Source organism: Pseudomonas sp. SCT, from assembly GCF_003864275.1.
Taxonomy (GTDB): domain Bacteria; phylum Pseudomonadota; class Gammaproteobacteria; order Pseudomonadales; family Pseudomonadaceae; genus Stutzerimonas; species Stutzerimonas stutzeri_AE.
On record NZ_BDJA01000003.1, the window covers coordinates 341,467 to 358,185 of the forward strand.

13 protein-coding genes are annotated in these 16,719 nt (G+C 60.3%); 1 reads left to right on the top strand and 12 read right to left on the bottom strand.

What is annotated here, in order from left to right; all coding sequences use genetic code 11:
• Positions 1 to 42: 42 nt before the first annotated feature.
• The gene (locus BHD08_RS10085; RefSeq protein WP_125021976.1) at positions 43 to 1,068 is read right to left on the bottom strand and encodes an amidohydrolase family protein; all 1,026 of its coding nucleotides are present in this window, start codon (positions 1,066 to 1,068) and stop codon (positions 43 to 45) included.
• A 229-nt stretch (positions 1,069 to 1,297) separates the two neighbouring features.
• On the opposite strand from BHD08_RS10085, the gene BHD08_RS10090 reads away from it, so the two are divergent.
• On the top strand, positions 1,298 to 1,732 hold the full coding sequence (locus BHD08_RS10090; protein WP_125021978.1) for an OsmC family protein: 435 nt from the start codon (positions 1,298 to 1,300) through the stop codon (positions 1,730 to 1,732).
• 60 nt (positions 1,733 to 1,792) lie between these two features.
• Here the strand turns inward: BHD08_RS10090 and htpG are convergent, their stop codons facing one another.
• The 11 genes from htpG to BHD08_RS10145 all read right to left on the bottom strand — a co-directional run bounded on the left by htpG (position 1,793) and on the right by BHD08_RS10145 (position 16,552).
• Positions 1,793 to 3,697 carry a molecular chaperone HtpG gene (gene htpG, locus BHD08_RS10095; RefSeq protein ID WP_125021980.1) on the bottom strand — a complete coding sequence of 635 codons (1,905 nt, stop codon included), beginning with the start codon at positions 3,695 to 3,697 and terminating at the stop codon, positions 1,793 to 1,795.
• 121 nt (positions 3,698 to 3,818) lie between these two features.
• A complete protein-coding gene (locus BHD08_RS10100; protein WP_125021982.1) occupies positions 3,819 to 5,057 on the bottom strand; it encodes an MFS transporter in 1,239 nt (412 codons plus the stop codon).
• Between the two features lie 69 nt (positions 5,058 to 5,126).
• Positions 5,127 to 5,570: a PaaI family thioesterase gene (locus tag BHD08_RS10105; protein WP_015277269.1), complete on the bottom strand. Its 444-nt coding sequence runs from the start codon at positions 5,568 to 5,570 to the stop codon at positions 5,127 to 5,129.
• Positions 5,567 to 6,028: a PaaI family thioesterase gene (locus BHD08_RS10110; RefSeq protein ID WP_106155105.1), complete on the bottom strand. Its 462-nt coding sequence runs from the start codon at positions 6,026 to 6,028 to the stop codon at positions 5,567 to 5,569. Before BHD08_RS10110 ends, BHD08_RS10105 begins: the two co-directional genes overlap by 4 nt.
• Positions 6,029 to 6,088: 60 nt before the next feature.
• Positions 6,089 to 6,814, bottom strand: a complete 726-nt coding sequence (locus BHD08_RS10115) for a DUF599 domain-containing protein (RefSeq protein WP_015277271.1) — start codon at positions 6,812 to 6,814, stop codon at positions 6,089 to 6,091.
• 121 nt (positions 6,815 to 6,935) lie between these two features.
• Complete coding sequence (gene brnQ, locus BHD08_RS10120) at positions 6,936 to 8,252, bottom strand: branched-chain amino acid transport system II carrier protein (RefSeq protein ID WP_125021984.1); 1,317 nt, start codon at positions 8,250 to 8,252, stop codon at positions 6,936 to 6,938.
• Between the two features lie 395 nt (positions 8,253 to 8,647).
• Positions 8,648 to 9,532, bottom strand: coding sequence for a succinate--CoA ligase subunit alpha (gene sucD / locus BHD08_RS10125; RefSeq protein WP_015277273.1), 885 nt, complete (start codon positions 9,530 to 9,532; stop codon positions 8,648 to 8,650).
• Positions 9,532 to 10,698, bottom strand: coding sequence for an ADP-forming succinate--CoA ligase subunit beta (gene sucC / locus BHD08_RS10130; RefSeq protein WP_015277274.1), 1,167 nt, complete (start codon positions 10,696 to 10,698; stop codon positions 9,532 to 9,534). The genes sucD and sucC overlap by 1 nt, the downstream gene beginning before the upstream one ends.
• Before the next feature lie 194 nt (positions 10,699 to 10,892).
• The gene (lpdA, locus tag BHD08_RS10135; protein ID WP_125021986.1) at positions 10,893 to 12,329 is read right to left on the bottom strand and encodes a dihydrolipoyl dehydrogenase; all 1,437 of its coding nucleotides are present in this window, start codon (positions 12,327 to 12,329) and stop codon (positions 10,893 to 10,895) included.
• A gap of 95 nt (positions 12,330 to 12,424) precedes the next feature.
• Positions 12,425 to 13,651 (bottom strand): 2-oxoglutarate dehydrogenase complex dihydrolipoyllysine-residue succinyltransferase, encoded by a 1,227-nt coding sequence (odhB, locus tag BHD08_RS10140; RefSeq protein ID WP_003285440.1) that lies wholly within the window; start codon positions 13,649 to 13,651, stop codon positions 12,425 to 12,427.
• 69 nt (positions 13,652 to 13,720) lie between these two features.
• Positions 13,721 to 16,552 (bottom strand): 2-oxoglutarate dehydrogenase E1 component, encoded by a 2,832-nt coding sequence (locus BHD08_RS10145; RefSeq protein WP_015277277.1) that lies wholly within the window; start codon positions 16,550 to 16,552, stop codon positions 13,721 to 13,723.
• Between the last annotated feature and the right edge of the window lie 167 nt (positions 16,553 to 16,719).

Below are 16,719 nucleotides of genomic sequence, written 5' to 3' on the forward strand. Positions count from 1 at the left end.
AAGACAGGAGCCTATGAAGCACGGATGACAGCCTGATGACACTCAACGCAGAGCGTCTTGGCGCTTGCGGGGCAGCAGAGCGAGAAAGTTGTCACGTGCGACCTGATGAGCAACCCGCTCCGGCAACGCATCGAGAAACGGTGCGAATGCCGCCATACCGTCGGCCAGACTGCCAAAGCGGCCGACCACATCCGATCCCAACACGAAACGAGTTGGATGCCGCTCGACCAGCTTGACCCACGCGGGGTCGGCATTGCCGCGCTCGTCTAGCAAATACGGCTTGAGCATGGTCCAGGACAGATCGATATAGAGGTTCGGGTAATCATCGAGCAGGCGGCTGACCGTTTTGTGCAGGAAGGTCAGCTTCTCCTGATGTCGATGCAACTCCATGCTGGTACCGGCATGCGCCCAGATGAAGCGGGTATGCGGGTGGTTGCGCAAAGGTTCTTCCAGCTCGACCAGATAAAGCGGATTGCGCTCGCGCTTGGAGGTGATGTTGGAGTGCAGCATCACCGGCAGATCGAACTCCGCTGCCAGGTGATAGACCCTGGCCAGCGCCTCGTTGTTGGCGCGCGGTGTGTCGCCTTCGGTCAGGGCAGTCACATCGTCATGGCGCGTGAAAATCTCACCCAGCCCCTGCCAGAGCCCCGGATGCAGCTCAAGCATGCGGCGGATATGCGCATCGGCATTCTTGTCGTTGGGGTTGAAGCCGGAGAGGAAGGGATGAAAGCGCTTGCGCTGTTCCTCGTCCAGCTCCTCCAGGGCCGCGGCTACCAGCACATCGGTGGCGCTGTACCAATACACCGGCGCATCGTCACCGGCGTAATAGCGCGGCCGCTTGGGCTCGTTCTCGTGCCATTTCTTGGCCACCGGGATGCCGCTGATCATGACATGGTCGATGCCGCCGGCATCCATCGCCTCCAGCAGCTTCTGCATGCCATCGGTTTCCTGGAAGAAATCGACGTAGTGCAGATGCGCGTCGCTATAACGGTACTCGCGTCCTTCTGCTGCAGCTACAAGCGGCAACAAGCAAAGCGCGGCGAGGGAAAGAATTCTGGGAATGTACAAAGCACGGTCCTCCTGACAGCCAGCGAGTAGACCGTGAGCATTGCTCACCGTTCAGCTTTGCCACAGCCCCGCACAATGAGCTCTACCCTCCCTTGCATACCCCCGCCTGTATTGATTGGAATCAAAGCCGACACAGGAGGGTAGTTCTAGTATCGCCGGAACACTCGACCGCGCGGCTTCATCAGGCTAGGCGCGCCAATCCTCAGATGCAGCACGCAAGGAACCTACCATGGCTATGAAAACCATCAGCGCACGCGGAGAGCTGACCGCCGGAATGGCGATCGTAGTGGAGTGCGGCAATCACCGTCTGACCATGGACCAGCCGAAAAACGCAGCAGGCCAGGATCTAGGGCCCACTCCCCTCGAGGCCATCCTGGCAGCCGTGGCCGGCTGCTTCGGCACCATAGGCCGTTTCATCGCCCATCAGCAGAAGATCGAACTGCGCGGCATGCGCTTCGAGATAGAGGCCGATTACGATCCTGCCGGTCTTCTTGGCCGCGACCCGGAAGTACGTCCAGGCTTTCAGGAACTGCGCGTGAAAGTCGAAATCGACGCCGATCTGGATCAGGCAGGCAAACAGGCGCTTCTCGAACAGATCGAGAAACGCTGCCCGGTGGCGGACAATCTCACCCACGGCACCCGCCTGGTCAGCGTGTTGCTATGAGCCGCTGACAAACGAAAACGGCCCGTCAAGGACGGGCCGTTTGGGCATTGCGCTTGCGTATCAGGCAGAAAGCTCGACCAGCAACTTGTTCAGCCGCTGTACGTAGGCAGCCGGATCTTTCAAGCTGTCCCCTGCCGCGAGCGCGGCCTGATCGAACAGGATGTGCGAAAGATCGGCGAAGCGATCTTCATCCGGCTCGGCGTCAAGTTTCTCGATTAGCGGATGCTGCGGATTGATCTCGAAAATCGGCTTGGACTCGGGCACCTTCTGCCCGCTCGCCTCGAGGATCTGGCGCATCTGCAGGCCGAGATCCTGCTCGCCGATGGCGAGGATCGCCGGTGAGTCGGTCAGACGGTGGGAAACCCGCACTTCTGCGACCTCGTCACCCAACGCGCCCTTGAGGCGCTCGATCAGCCCTTCCTTGGTCTTGGCGATTTCTTCCTGGGCCTTCTTGTCCTCCTCGGAGTCCAGCTTGCCCAGATCCAGATCGCCGCGCGCCACATCGGCAAGCTGCTTGCCATCGAAATCGGTGAGGTAGCTCATCAGCCACTCGTCGATACGATCAGTCAGCAACAGCACTTCGATGCCCTTCTTGCGGAAGACTTCCAGGTGCGGACTGTTCTTGACCTGCGCGTAGCTCTCGCCGGTGAGGTAGTAGATCTTGTCCTGACCTTCCTTCACCCGGCCGAGGTAATCGGCCAGCGAAACCGACTGCTCTCCGCTGGCGTCGCTGGTGGAGGCAAAACGCAGCAGACTGGCGATCTTCTCCTTGTTGGCGAAGTCTTCTGCCGGACCTTCCTTGAGCACCTGGCCGAACTGCGACCAGAATTTCTTGTAGTCCTCCGGCTTGTCCTTGGCCAGCTTCTCCAGCATGTCCAGCACACGCTTGGTCAGTGCCGACTTCATCGAGTCGATCACCGGATCCTTCTGCAGAATTTCGCGGGATACGTTCAGCGACAGGTCATTGGAATCGACCACGCCCTTGATGAAGCGCAGGTACAGCGGCAGGAACTCGTCGGCCTGATCCATGATGAAGACGCGCTGAACGTACAGCTTCAGGCCCTTCGGCGCTTCGCGGTGATACAGATCGAACGGCGCACGGCCAGGCACATAGAGCAGCGAGGTGTACTCGAGCTTGCCCTCGACCTTGTTGTGGCTCCAGGACAGCGGATTGTCGAAATCATGGGCGACGTGCTTGTAGAACTCCTGGTACTCCTCGTCTTTCACGTCGCTGCGCGGACGCGTCCAGAGGGCGCTGGCACGGTTGACCGTCTCCCATTCCTGCTCGGCCGGCTTATCCTGCTCCTCGCCATGGAACTCCTTCGGCAACTCGATGGGCAGGGCGATGTGGTCGGAGTACTTCTTGACGATGTTGCGCAGGCGCCAGCCATCGGCGAACTCTTCCTCACCCTTCTTCAGGTGCAGGACGATACGAGTACCGCGCTCGGCCTTTTCGACCGTGGCAACTTCGAACTCGCCCTCGCCTGCCGAGGACCAGTGCACGCCTTCGCTGGCCGGCGTACCGGCTCGACGGCTGTAGACATCGACCTTGTCGGCGACGATGAAGGCGGAATAGAAGCCCACACCGAATTGGCCGATCAGGTGCGAGTCCTTCTTCTGGTCGCCAGAGAGGTTCTTCAGGAAGTCGGCGGTGCCCGACTTGGCGATGGTGCCCAGATGCGCAATCACGTCATCGCGGTTCATGCCGATGCCGTTGTCTTCCAGCGTGACGGTCTTGGCATCCTTGTCAAAGCTGAGGCGAATCTTCAGATCGGCGCCGCCCTCTAGCAGCTCTGGCTTGGCCAGGGCTTCGAAGCGCAATTTGTCGGCAGCATCGGAGGCATTGGAAATCAGCTCCCGCAGGAAGATTTCCTTGTTGGAATACAGCGAATGGATCATCAGATGAAGCAGCTGCTTCACTTCAGTCTGGAAGCCCAGGGTTTCTTTTTGAGTCTCCACACTCATCGTCTACAAACTCCACATCATCTCAATGGCACGGACCGCGACTGCGGCGATGTCTGGCAGATGGGGGCATGACGGTAGATTTCAAGGGCGACCGACGCCGCCAGGCGTCGGTCCGGGCCCATCAGGGCTCGACGAGTTCCAGCAGCACGATTTCGCCTGGTGCCAGGTTGTAGGTTGCCTCGCCGGGTCCACGAATGACCCGCTTGATGATCAGATTACCTTCGCTGTCGAGGCCACCGAAGCGCCCCTCGGCGACGCCACCACGCTCGGTATGGGCACGCATCAACAGGTGCTGGTAGCGACCGGGGTTGCGCAGCACCTGCTCCATGGAAAAGCGCAGACGCCGATCCAGACTGCTCGGCGGTGTTTCGGCATTTACTGCTTCGGTCGTCTCGCGGGCAGGCGCGACCACCTCGACGGGCTCGGCCAACGGCGGATAATCATCACCCTTTACCTGCCAGCCCTGCTCGCCTTTGCCAAGATGCAGGGTAAAGCTCTGCCGCTCGCCTTTGATCTGCGCTTGAACGTCCAATTCCAGCTCAGCGGCCGGCAAGGTGAACGTGGGTACGGTCTCAAGCGTCACCAGCCGACTCGCATGTCGGCGTTGTAGGTAGTCCTCGATCACGAACACCACAGTATCGCGCGAGTCGTGGTGGCGATCGACCTGGCCGTCACGGTAGCGCAGGCGATCGGTGTACAGCTCGACGATGCCGGTAAGGCTGGTTTCAAACTGCGGCGGCAACACAAAGTGGAAATCGCCGCGCAGCTTGTTCGGCGCGACTGGCTGCAGATCGAGGTGCAGCGTGTAGCCGCGGTTCAGACGGCGCGATTCGGGCAGTTGCTGATCCTGGCTCAGCCAGGCGATTTCAACTTCTGGCAAGGTGCCGACATCGTCGGGCAGCACATCCATACGCTGCGCACCGTCGAAACGCTCGCGCAGACGGATGGTCACCTCCTGGCGCGCGAAGAAGCCCTGGCCTTCACGCAAGGTCAATACACCATTGATGATCTCACCTCGTTGCGGTGCGAACTCGCGGCCGTTCAGCTTCCCGCGTACGCCCATCGCAAGTTCGGGCTGCGTGTGGATCGGCAACCAGCGCAGGCTGAAAATCGCCTCCAGCCGCTCCGCGTCGCGGTTGGCCAGCAAGGACAACCCCACGATAAGCGGAATGACACCCAGGCAGGACAGGATCAGCGCCTTGCGTGCCACGCGCCAGTGACTGAACACGAACGCCAACGTCAGCGGAGGCAGCAGGCTGCCCAATCCCCACAACAGGCTCGTGGCAAAAGCCTGACTGATCAGCCAGATGAAACCGGCGAGAATCAGCAGCAAACCGCCAAGTATCAATAGTGCTTCCATTCGAATTCCTTCACGCAATCGCACAGGGTATCGGCGCACACCGCAACGCCGCTTCCCATGACGAAAGCGTCAGGGCTCGTCGATCTTGAAATGGCAGCGGGCGGTGGCGATGGGCTCGGCCTGATGGGTCTGCCAGGCGGTGATCGCTACGTTGGCGACCCTACGGCCCTGACGCCAGACCTGGCAGGCGGCAAAGGTGTCACGATAGTGACCGGCACGCAGATAATCTATCGAGAAGTCGATGATTTTGGGCAAATGTGGCGCACCCATGAACATCAACAGATGCAGCAGCGCGGCGTGCTCCATGAAGCCCGCAATCACCCCGCCATGAATGGCCGGAAGCGGGTTGCCGATGTTGTCTTCGTTCTGCGGCAGGCGAAACACCATCTCGTCGCCTAACCGCAGGCATTCGATACCGATCAGCTTCGCATACGGCACGAGTTTGATCAGGGAGTCGTAATCATTGCTGGCATGGGCGTTGCGCACCAGCTCGTTGAGATTGAGCTCGCTCATGCCGCACCATCCTTGCTGAATACGCCCTGGCTCGCCTTGCCCATGCGCATGAACGTGCCCACCACATGAGCGATGGGTTCGTTGATGTCGCGCTGGTAGGCGACGCCGCGGGTGAAGATCACCGTCGGCGTAACGCGATAGCACTCGGCGAAACCGAAGATATCGTGACCAGCCTCAGCCGGGTGCATGTAGTCGATACGCAGATCGAGCGTTGGGCAGACCTCGAGTTCCGGCAACGCACAGGCGGTGGAGATGCCGCAGGTGGTGTCCATCAGCGTGGTGATCGCGCCGCCGTGAACGCCCCCGGTTTCCGGGTTCCCGATGATTTTCTCGCTGTAAGGAAGGCGCAGGGTCAGCCCTCTGCTGTCGGCGTGCTCGACACTTAGACCCAGCACCTGGCAATGCCGCAGGAAGGACAGGAAGCGCTGCGTGCGCTCGAGTATCTGGCTATCGCTCATTCGAGTTCTCGGGGGATTGAATCAAAGGCCGCGCATGATACCGACTTGCCATAGAGCGCCCTACTCCTTGGGCATTTCGGCCGGGGAAGTTGGCGTGAATACCATCACCCCGAGCACGTCGGAATGAAATTCGCGACGATAGAGGATCAGTACCACACCTGTGGTAACGAGCATGAAGAACCAGGGATGAACGAACCAGGCCAGCGTCGCCATGCCGAAATAATAGGCACGCAGGCCGAAGTTGAACTGATTGGCCGCCATGGAAAGGACCCGCGCCGCGCGCTCGGCAAAGGCCTTGCGCTCCTGATCGCTGACGTTGCGCTCCCCCACCATCGGCGCCGACGCCACCAGCACCGCGGCGAAGTTGTACTGGCGCATGCACCAGCTGAAGGTGAAGAAGGCGTAAACGAAGACCACCGCCAGGCACAGCAGCTTGATTTCCGACAGCCCGCGGCTGACCGGCTGGGCAAACGGCAGATCGGCCAGCAGCGAAACCGCACGTTCCGATGCGCCCAACGCAGTCAGGATACCGGCGAGGATGATCAGCGTACTGGATGCGAAGAAGGAGGCGTTGCGTTCCAGATTGCCGATTACGTTGGCATCGGCGATTCGGTTGTCGCGCAACAGCAGGCGCTGCATCCAGTCCTGCCGATACAGGTGCAACACGCTGGCCAGACAGGCGGTGTCGCGTCCACGCCAACCCGCGTACCGGGTGTAACCAGCCCAGCAGACAACAAACCAGATTACGGCAATCAGATGCGGCAGGTTTGAATCAGAAAAGGTCATGGCGCGCCCTCGGGAAACGTGGCGAGATTATAGCCAGCACCGCTGCGCTAAAAGCGACCAAAGGGCAGCACAACGGCGCAGGTCAGGTTGCCAGCTGCGCCGCGAGCCATAACGCAGACGCTTAAGCGTGGCGCTGCCGGTCAGCACGCCCAAGCAGGCGATCGGTAGCAACAGCCAGAACCAGCATTACCAGCACCGGAACCAGCCAGCCCATGCTCTGATCCGCCAACGGCAACTGCGCAAACAATGCCGGAACCCAGTTCCCCAGCCCCGCAGCGGCGAGACCATCGACCACGCCGAAAACCAGGGTCACGCCCATTACCGGCACGAACACCCGCGTGGGCGATACCCAGAAACGGTCCAGCAGGCTCAATGCGACCAGCACGATCGCCAATGGATACAGCCCCACCAGTACCGGCACCGATACGCTGATCAACTGCGTCAGTCCCTGATTCGCTACCAACAGGCTGAACAGGGCAAAGACAACCACGACGGTGCGATAAGACACAGGCAGTAGCGCGCTGAAGAATTCGCCACAGGCGGTCGTCAGGCCCACTGCGGTGGTCAGGCACGCCAGGGTGATGACCACCGCCAGCAACAGACTGCCCGGTGTACCGAAGGTGTGCTGCACGTAGGTTGTAAGAATCTGGACGCCATTTTCCGCTCCGGCGGCGATGCCCTGGCTGGTGGCGCCGAGGTAGAACAGTGCCAGGTACACCAGCGACAGGCCGATCGCCGCAATCACGCCGGCAATCATCGAGTAGCGGGTCACCAGGGCCGGCTCGGTCACACCACGGTCTCGGATGGCAGTGGCAATCACGATCCCGAACACCAGGGCGCCGAGGGTATCCATGGTCAGATAGCCTTCCAGGAAGCCCTTGATCAGCGGAGAAGCGCGATAGCTCTCGGTAGCGGCGCCGACCTCTCCCGCCGGAGCGAAGATGGCCGCACCACCGAGCACCAACAGCGCAGCCAGCAGCACCGGTGTGATGAACTTGCCAATTCGATTGACCAACTGACCGGGATTCAGCACGAGGAACAGCATGGCGGCGAAGAACACCAGCGTGTAAAGGAACAGCGGCATCCCGGCGTTACCACTGAACGGGGCGATCCCCATCTCGAACGAGACGACAGCTGTACGTGGCGTGGCGAACAGTGGACCGATCGCCAGATAGACAGCGACCGCCAATACGGTACCGGCGACGTTGCCGAGCGGCGCGGTAAGCCGGTCCATTCCGCCGCCAACGCGAGCAAGCGCAACAACCGTCAGCAACGGCAGGCCGACACCTGTCAGCAGAAAGCCCAGTGCCGCATGCCAGACGAACTCACCCGAAGCCATACCGGCGCTGGGCGGGAAGATGATATTGCCGGCGCCAAGGAACAGCGCAAAGGTCATGAAGCCAAGGGCCAGCAGGTCAAAGCCTTTCAAACGATTCATGCAGGGAGAACTACCAGAGAAAAAACGGCGCGAATGAAGTGACGCACGCGCAGCGAAAGCGGCGGGTCAGCGATTCAAATAGGCCTGATGATGGGGATTCGGGTTTCCTTCAGGGATAAGGGGAAACGTCACTCAGCCGGTTGGGCCGAGTCCTTCGATGCACGCCGTCGCTCTTGTGAAACGAACATACGTATGAATGAGCGGCAATGATGCCACGATGCAGCCAGATTGCCGACCAGAACGTCGGCAGTGCTTGCGAAAAGTACAGCGCACAGCCGAGTCCGCTGGGCAGAAACGGAAGGCGTCAAGAGACATTGAGCAAGCCGGGGGTAATGCAGACTGTTGCTACGAAAACCCAACGAAAAAGGCCCGGCTTCCGCCGGGCCTCCTTGCCATCAGGCTTTCATTTGCCAGCCGGTGACTTCCGCCAGCGCCTTGCCGATGTCGGCAAGCGAGCGCACGGTTTTCACACCGGCGTCCTGCAGCGCAGCGAACTTCTCTTCCGCTGTGCCCTTGCCGCCGGAGATGATCGCGCCAGCGTGACCCATTCGCTTGCCGGCCGGAGCCGTAACACCCGCGATATAGGAAACCACCGGCTTGGTCACGTTGGCCTTGATGAACGCAGCCGCCTCCTCCTCCGCCGAACCACCGATCTCGCCGATCATGACGATCGCCTCGGTCTGCGGGTCGTTCTGGAACAGCTGGAGGATATCGATGAAGGTCGAACCCGGAATCGGGTCGCCACCGATGCCGACGCAGGTCGACTGGCCGAAACCGGCGTCGGTGGTCTGCTTTACGGCTTCGTAGGTCAGCGTGCCGGAGCGCGAGACGATGCCGACCTTGCCTGGCATATGAATGTGCCCAGGCTGGATACCGATCTTGCACTCACCCGGTGTGATCACGCCCGGGCAGTTCGGCCCGATCAGACGCACGCCCAGCTCGTCGCACTTGATCTTCACCTCGAGCATATCCAGCGTGGGGATACCTTCGGTGATGCAGACGATCAGCTTGATGCCGCCAAACGCCGCTTCGAGAATCGAATCCTTGCAGAATGGCGCAGGCACATAGATGACCGAAGCATCGGCACCTGTCGCCTCTACGGCTTCGCGCACGGTATTGAACACCGGCAGCCCCAGGTGCATCGTGCCGCCCTTACCGGGCGTGACACCACCGACCATCTTGGTGCCGTAGGCAATCGCCTGCTCGGAGTGGAAAGTGCCCTGAGAGCCGGTGAAGCCCTGGCAAATGACCTTGGTGTCCTTGTTGATCAATACGCTCATTACTTGCCCTCCGCGGCTTTGACAACCTGAATGGCCGCATCGGTCAGGCTGTTCGCACCGATGATGTTCAGACCGCTTTCACTCAGCATCTTGGCGCCCAGGTCGGCATTGTTGCCTTCCAGCCGCACCACTACCGGCACCTTTACACCCACTTCACGCACCGCACCGATGATGCCCTCGGCAATCATGTCGCAACGCACGATGCCACCGAAGATGTTCACCAGAACCGCGGCAACATTGCTGTCGGAAAGAATGATCTTGAACGCTTCGGTTACACGCTCCTCGGTGGCACCGCCGCCGACGTCGAGGAAGTTGGCCGGCGCACCGCCGTGCAGGTTGACGATGTCCATGGTGCCCATGGCCAGGCCCGCACCATTGACCATGCAACCGATGTTGCCATCGAGCGCAACGTAGTTGAGCTCCCACTTGGCCGCGTGCGATTCGCGCGGGTCGTCCTGGGACGGGTCGGCCATATCGCGCAGCTTTGGCTGGCGGTAGATGGCGTTGCTGTCGATGTTGATCTTGGCATCCAGGCAATGCAGGTTGCCGTCAGTCTTGATCACCAACGGGTTCACTTCGAGCAGGGCTAGATCATAGTCCTGGAACAGCTGGGCAAGGCCGACGAAGATGTGCACGAACTGCTTGACCTGGTCACCCTTGAGGCCCAGCTGGAAAGCCAGTTCACGCGCCTGGAACGGCTGCGCACCCACCAGCGGGTCGATGGTGGCCTTGAGGATCTTCTCGGGCGTGTCGTGGGCGACTTTCTCGATGTCCACTCCACCTTCGGTCGATGCCATGAAGACGATGCGGCGGCTGGCGCGATCGACCACGGCGCCCAGATAGAGCTCCTTGTCGATATCGGTGCACGCCTCGACGAGGATCTTGCTGACCGGCTGACCATTGGCGTCGGTCTGGTAGGTCACCAGACGCTTGTCGAGCCACTGCTGGGCGAAAGCCCGGGCTTCATCCTTGCTACGAACCAGCTTTACGCCACCCGCCTTGCCACGTCCACCGGCATGCACCTGGGCTTTGACCACCCATTGCGTGCCGCCGATCTTGTCGCAGGCTTCCGCTGCTTCCTTCGGGCTATCGACTGCATAGCCTTTAGACACGGGCAGACCGTATTCAGCGAACAGTTGTTTACCTTGGTACTCGTGAAGATTCATGCTTTCTACCGTCTGTTTTGGTATTGGCGCATTTACGGCACAGCAAACCGCCGTGCCTCCCTCACAAGTCGCTGAAAACTATCTGCGAATTCACGATACCTCTCAGCGACCTGCAATCCTTTTTGAAACTGCAGTTTGCAAAAGGCCCGACGCATCAGTGGATACGTCGGGCCCGGGTACAGCACTAAACCGCTTTAGCGCTTCTTGCGGTTGGCGATGTGGATGGCGTGGCCATTCACTGCCAGAGCCGCTTCATGCAGCGCTTCGGACATCGTCGGGTGCGAGAACACCATCATGCCCAGGTCTTCGGCGCTGGTGCCGAATTCCATGCCGATGGCGCCCTGCTGAACCAGTTCGGCGGCGCTTGGGCCCATTACATGCACGCCCAACACGCGGTCGGTCTTGGCATCGGCGATGACCTTGACCAGGCCGGCAGTATCGTTGGCAGCCATGGCGCGGCCGCTAGCAGCGAAGGGGAAGGTACCGACGTTGACTTCGACGCCCTCGGCCTTGAGCACTTGCTCCGACTTGCCGACCCACGCGATTTCCGGGTGAGTGTAGATGACCGACGGAATCAGGTCATAGTTCATCTGGGTCTTGTGACCGGCGATGCGCTCGGCAACCATCACGCCCTCTTCCGAGGCCTTGTGGGCCAGCATTGCGCCACGAACCACGTCACCGATGGCATAAACGCCCGGTACGCTGGTAGCGCAATAGTCATCGACGAAGATGAAACCGCGCTCGTCCATGTCGACGCCGGTGTCGGCAGCCAGCAGCTCGGAGGTAACTGGACGACGGCCGACCGCAACGATCAGCTTGTCGAAGGTCATCTGCTGCTCGCCTTCGGCGCTGGTGAAGCTGACGGTCACTTGATCGCCCTTCACTTCCGAACCAGTCAGGCGAGCACCCAGCAGAATCTTCAGGCCCTGCTTGGACAGGATCTTGAACGCTTCCTTGGAGATCTGCTCGTCAGCGGCCGGCAGGAACTTGTCCATCGCCTCGATAACGGTGACTTCGGCGCCCAGACGGGCCCACACGGAACCCAGCTCGAGACCGATTACGCCAGCACCGATGACGCCCAGTTTGCCCGGAACGCTCTGGAAATCCAGCGCACCAGTGGAGTCGACGATGACTTTCTGATCGACCGGCGCCGGCGGAATGTTCACCGGAGTGGAACCAGATGCCAGGATCACGTTCTCGGCAGCCAGCGTCTGCACGTTGCCGTCCAGGCCAGTCACTTCGACCTGCTTGCCGGCCAGCAGCTTGCCGTGACCTTCGAATACAGTCACGCCGTTGGCTTTCAACAGAGCCGAAACACCACCGGTAAGGTTCTTAACGATCTGGTCCTTGCGCGCAACCATGGTCGGAACGTCCATGGCCACTTCGCCGGTGCTGATGCCGTGGACTTTGAAGCTCTCGTGGGCTTCGTGGAACTTGTAGGAGCTGTCCAGCAGCGCCTTGGAAGGAATGCAGCCTACGTTCAGGCAGGTGCCGCCAAGCGCGGTCTTACCATCCTTGCCCTGGTACTTTTCGATACACGCGGTCTTCAGACCCAGCTGGGCTGCGCGAATAGCGGCCACATAGCCGCCAGGGCCGGCACCGATGACGACGACGTCGAATTTCTGGCTCATTACGAATCCTCTTCAAAAGCAGCTAAAAGCCAAAAGCTGCAGGCAGCACGGTTGGCTTTCGCCTGCCCTGCCAACTGCAGCTTGTGGCGTTTCTATCAGATATCCAGCAGCAGACGGGCCGGGTCTTCCAGCAGGTCCTTCATGGTAACCAGGAAGGTTACTGCTTCCTTGCCGTCGATCAAGCGATGGTCATAGGACAGCGCCAGGTACATCATCGGCAGAATGACCACTTGGCCGTTAACAGCCATCGGACGTTCCTGGATCTTGTGCATACCAAGAATGGCGGTCTGCGGCGGATTGACGATCGGGGTGGACAGCAGCGAACCGAACACACCACCGTTGGAAATGGTGAAGGTACCGCCAGTCATTTCTTCGATGGTCAGCTTGCCGGCCTTGGCCTTCTTGCCGAACTCGTTGATGCCACCTTCGATCTCGGCCAGGCTCATGTGCTCGGCGTTGCGCAGCACCGGAACCACCAGGCCACGATCGCTGGAAACGGCAACGCCGATATCCTGATAACCGTGATAGACGATGTCATTGCCATCGATCGAAGCGTTGACGCCCGGCTGGCGCTTGAGTGCTTCGACCGCGGCCTTGACGAAGAAGGACATGAAGCCCAGACGCACACCGTTATGGGTCTTCTCGAACAGGTCCTTGTACTTGGCACGCAGCTCCATGATCGGCTTCATGTTGACTTCGTTGAACGTAGTCAGCATCGCCATGGAGGATTGGGCTTCGACCAGACGCTCTGCCACCTTGGCGCGCAGGCGGGTCATCGGAACGCGCTTCTCGACGCGATCACCTTCAGCGAAGATCGGCGCGGCAGCGGCCGGAGCAGCCGGCTTGGCAGCGGCAGCCGGAGCGGACTTCTTGGCTTCGACGGCGGCGACGACGTCTTCCTTGGTCACGCGACCGTCCTTGCCGGTACCGCGGATGCTGTTCGGATCAATACCGTTCTCTTCGGCCAGCTTGCGGGCCGCCGGGGCCAGGATCGGCTCTTCGCCACCAGCGCTGGCAGCGGCTGCCGGAGCAGCGGCGGCCGGGGCCGGGGCCGCAGCTTGAGCGGGTGCAGCGGCGGCAGCAGCGCCTGCTTCCAGCTTGCCGAGCAGCTCGCCGCTCAGCACGGTGTCGCCTTCGTTCTTGACGATCTCGGTCAGCACGCCGTCAGCTTCGGCCAGTACTTCCATGACCACCTTGTCGGTTTCGATGTCGACGATCAGTTCATCACGCTTGACCGCATCGCCCGGCTGCTTGTGCCAGGTGGCAACGGTGCCGTCGGCGACCGATTCCGGAAATGTAGGGGCTTTGATCTCGATAGCCATTATTCAGGGGTCCTATTGATTCGGTTTCTACATCGAGGCCGCGATATCGCGGCCTCTTGCACGAATTGGTTAAACGGTGAAGGCGTCCTGCAGCAGCTTTTCCTGCTGTTCGGCATGCATGGAGGCGTAACCGACCGCCGGTGCCGCTGAAGCATCACGACCTGCGTACTGAAGGAACAGTTCCTTCTTGTGTGCGATGGCCACACGGCGCATGTGGTGCTGGCTGCAATACCAGGCACCCTGGTTCATCGGCTCTTCCTGGCACCAGACGATGTGCTTGAGGTTCTGGTAAGGCGCGAGCGCCTCGGCCAGATCCTCTTCCGGGAACGGATACAGCTGCTCGATACGCACGATGGCGATATCTTCGCGGCCTTCGGCACGACGCTTGTCCAGCAAGTCATAGTAGACCTTGCCGCTACACATGATCACGCGCTCGACCTTTGCCGGATCGATAGCATCGACTTCCGGGATAACGGTCTGGAAGGAACCCTGAGTGAGTTCTTCCAGCGTCGACGTGGCCAGCTTGTGGCGCAGCAGCGACTTGGGCGTCAGCGCTACCAGCGGCTTGCGCAGCGGGCGAATAGCCTGACGACGCAGCATGTGATAGACCTGCGCCGGAGTCGTCGGCACGCAAACCTGGATGTTGTGCTCGGCGCACAGCTGCAGGTAACGCTCCAGACGAGCGGACGAGTGCTCAGGCCCCTGACCTTCATAGCCATGTGGCAACAGCATCGTAAGACCGCACAGGCGACCCCACTTGTGCTCACCGCTGGTGATGAACTGATCGATCACTACCTGCGCGCCGTTGGCGAAGTCACCGAACTGTGCTTCCCAGACGACAAGCGCGTTGGGCATGGTGGTTGCGTAACCGTACTCGAACGCCAGAACCGCTTCTTCGGAGAGGAACGAGTCGTACAGATCGAAACGCGGCTGACCTTCATAGAGGTGCTGCAGCGGAATGTGGGTGCTGCCGTCCTTCTGGTTGTGCAGCGCAGCATGGCGATGCGAGAAGGTGCCGCGACCGACGTCCTGACCAGAGATACGAACAGGATGGCCTTCGAACAGCAACGTGGCGTATGCCATGACTTCCGCGTAGCCCCAGTTGATGGCCAGCGCGCCGGCGCCCATCTTCTGACGATCTTCGAGAATCTTCGAGACCTGACGCTGCACCACGAAGCCTTCCGGCGTCTGCAGCAGCTTGTTGGACAGATCCTGCAAGGTCTTCAGATCGAAGCTGGTGTCATGACGAGCAGTCCAGGCATGACCCAGATACGGACGCCAGTCGACGAAGAGTTCCTTGTTCGGCTCTTTGACCAAGCTCTTGACTACGTGCAGTCCATTGTCGAGCGCCGTGCGGTACTCGTCGATCTTGGCCTGAACGCGCTCGTCGTCCAGCACTTTCGACTGGATCAGCGAATCGGCATACAGCTCACGAGTGGTGCGCTGCTTGGAGATCTTCTGATACATCAGCGGCTGAGTGCCGCTCGGCTCGTCCGCTTCGTTGTGACCGCGACGGCGGTAGCAGATCAGGTCGATGACGATGTCGCGCTTGAACTGCATCCGATAGTCGACAGCGAGCTGGGTGACGAACAGCACCGCCTCGGGATCGTCTGCGTTCACATGGAAGATCGGCGCCTGGATCATCTTCGCCACGTCGGTCGCGTACTCGGTGGAACGAGCGTCTTCCTGCTTGTTGGTGGTGAAGCCGACCTGGTTGTTGACTACGATACGGATGGTGCCGCCCGTGCGGTACGCACGAGTCTGCGACATCTGGAAGGTTTCCATCACCACACCCTGACCGGCGACAGCCGCATCACCGTGGATGGTTACCGGAAGCACCTTGTCGCCGATCGGATCACAACGGCGATCCTGACGAGCTCGCACCGAACCCTCAACCACCGGGGAAACGATCTCCAGGTGGGAGGGGTTGAACGCCATTGCCAGGTGAATCTCACCGCCCGGGGTCATCACGTTGGACGAGAAGCCCTGGTGATACTTGACGTCACCGGAGCTCAGGCCTTCGACCTTCTTGCCTTCGAACTCGTCGAACAGGTCGCGCGGATTCTTACCGAAGGTGTTGACCAGCACGTTCAGACGGCCGCGGTGGGCCATGCCGATGACGATTTCCTTGGTGCCGTAGGAACCGGAACGCTGGATGATCTCGTCGAGCAGCGGAATCAGGCTCTCGCCACCTTCTAGGCCGAAACGCTTGGTGCCCGGATACTTGGTGCCCAAGTACTTTTCCAGACCTTCGGCCGCGGTCAGACGCTCGAGCAGATGGCTCTTGATCTCTGGCGAAAACTCGGGACGCCCGCGCACACTCTCCAAGCGCTGAACAAACCAGCTGCGCTGCTCGGAGTCGACGATATGCATATACTCGGCGCCGATGGTGCGGCAATAGGTTTCTTGCAACGCCTGAACGATATCGCGCAGAGTCGCCTGACCGTTGACCACCGCAAGGTCACCGGTACGGAACACCGTATCGAGATCAGCGTCAGTCAGGCCGTAATTGTTGATCGCGAGATCCGCGGGGGCGGTGCGCTGCTGCAAACCAAGCGGATCGAGCTGTGCTGCCTGATGGCCGCGCACTCGATAGGCCTGGATCAGGCGCAGGACTTCGATCTGCTTCTTCTCGTGCTCGGTACTGACGGTGCCTGCTGAAACAGGCTGGGCACGACGCTGGTTCTTGGCCAGCAGGACGAAGTGGTCGCGAATCGTCGAATGCGATACATCGGCTGAAGCGCTGCCACCGGAGGGCAACTTCTGGAAATAAGTGCGCCACTCTTCGGGCACAGCGTTGGGATCGTGCAGGTAGAGCTCATAAAGCTCTTCCACATAGGCAGCGTTACCACCGGATAGGTGGGCACTGTCCCACATGCGCTGCATTACGCTTTCTTGCATGTCTGGTCACCTTCGATAAGGAGACACCACCAGCGTGGAAACCGCAGCATGACTTCCCAAGTTCTGAAGCAGCGACTCAGGTAAAGCCACTACGGACCGCGCAGATAGTTCCCGGGCACAACCCGGATGCTCCTGCTGGTCATCAAATTTTCAGAGTGAAATCCCGG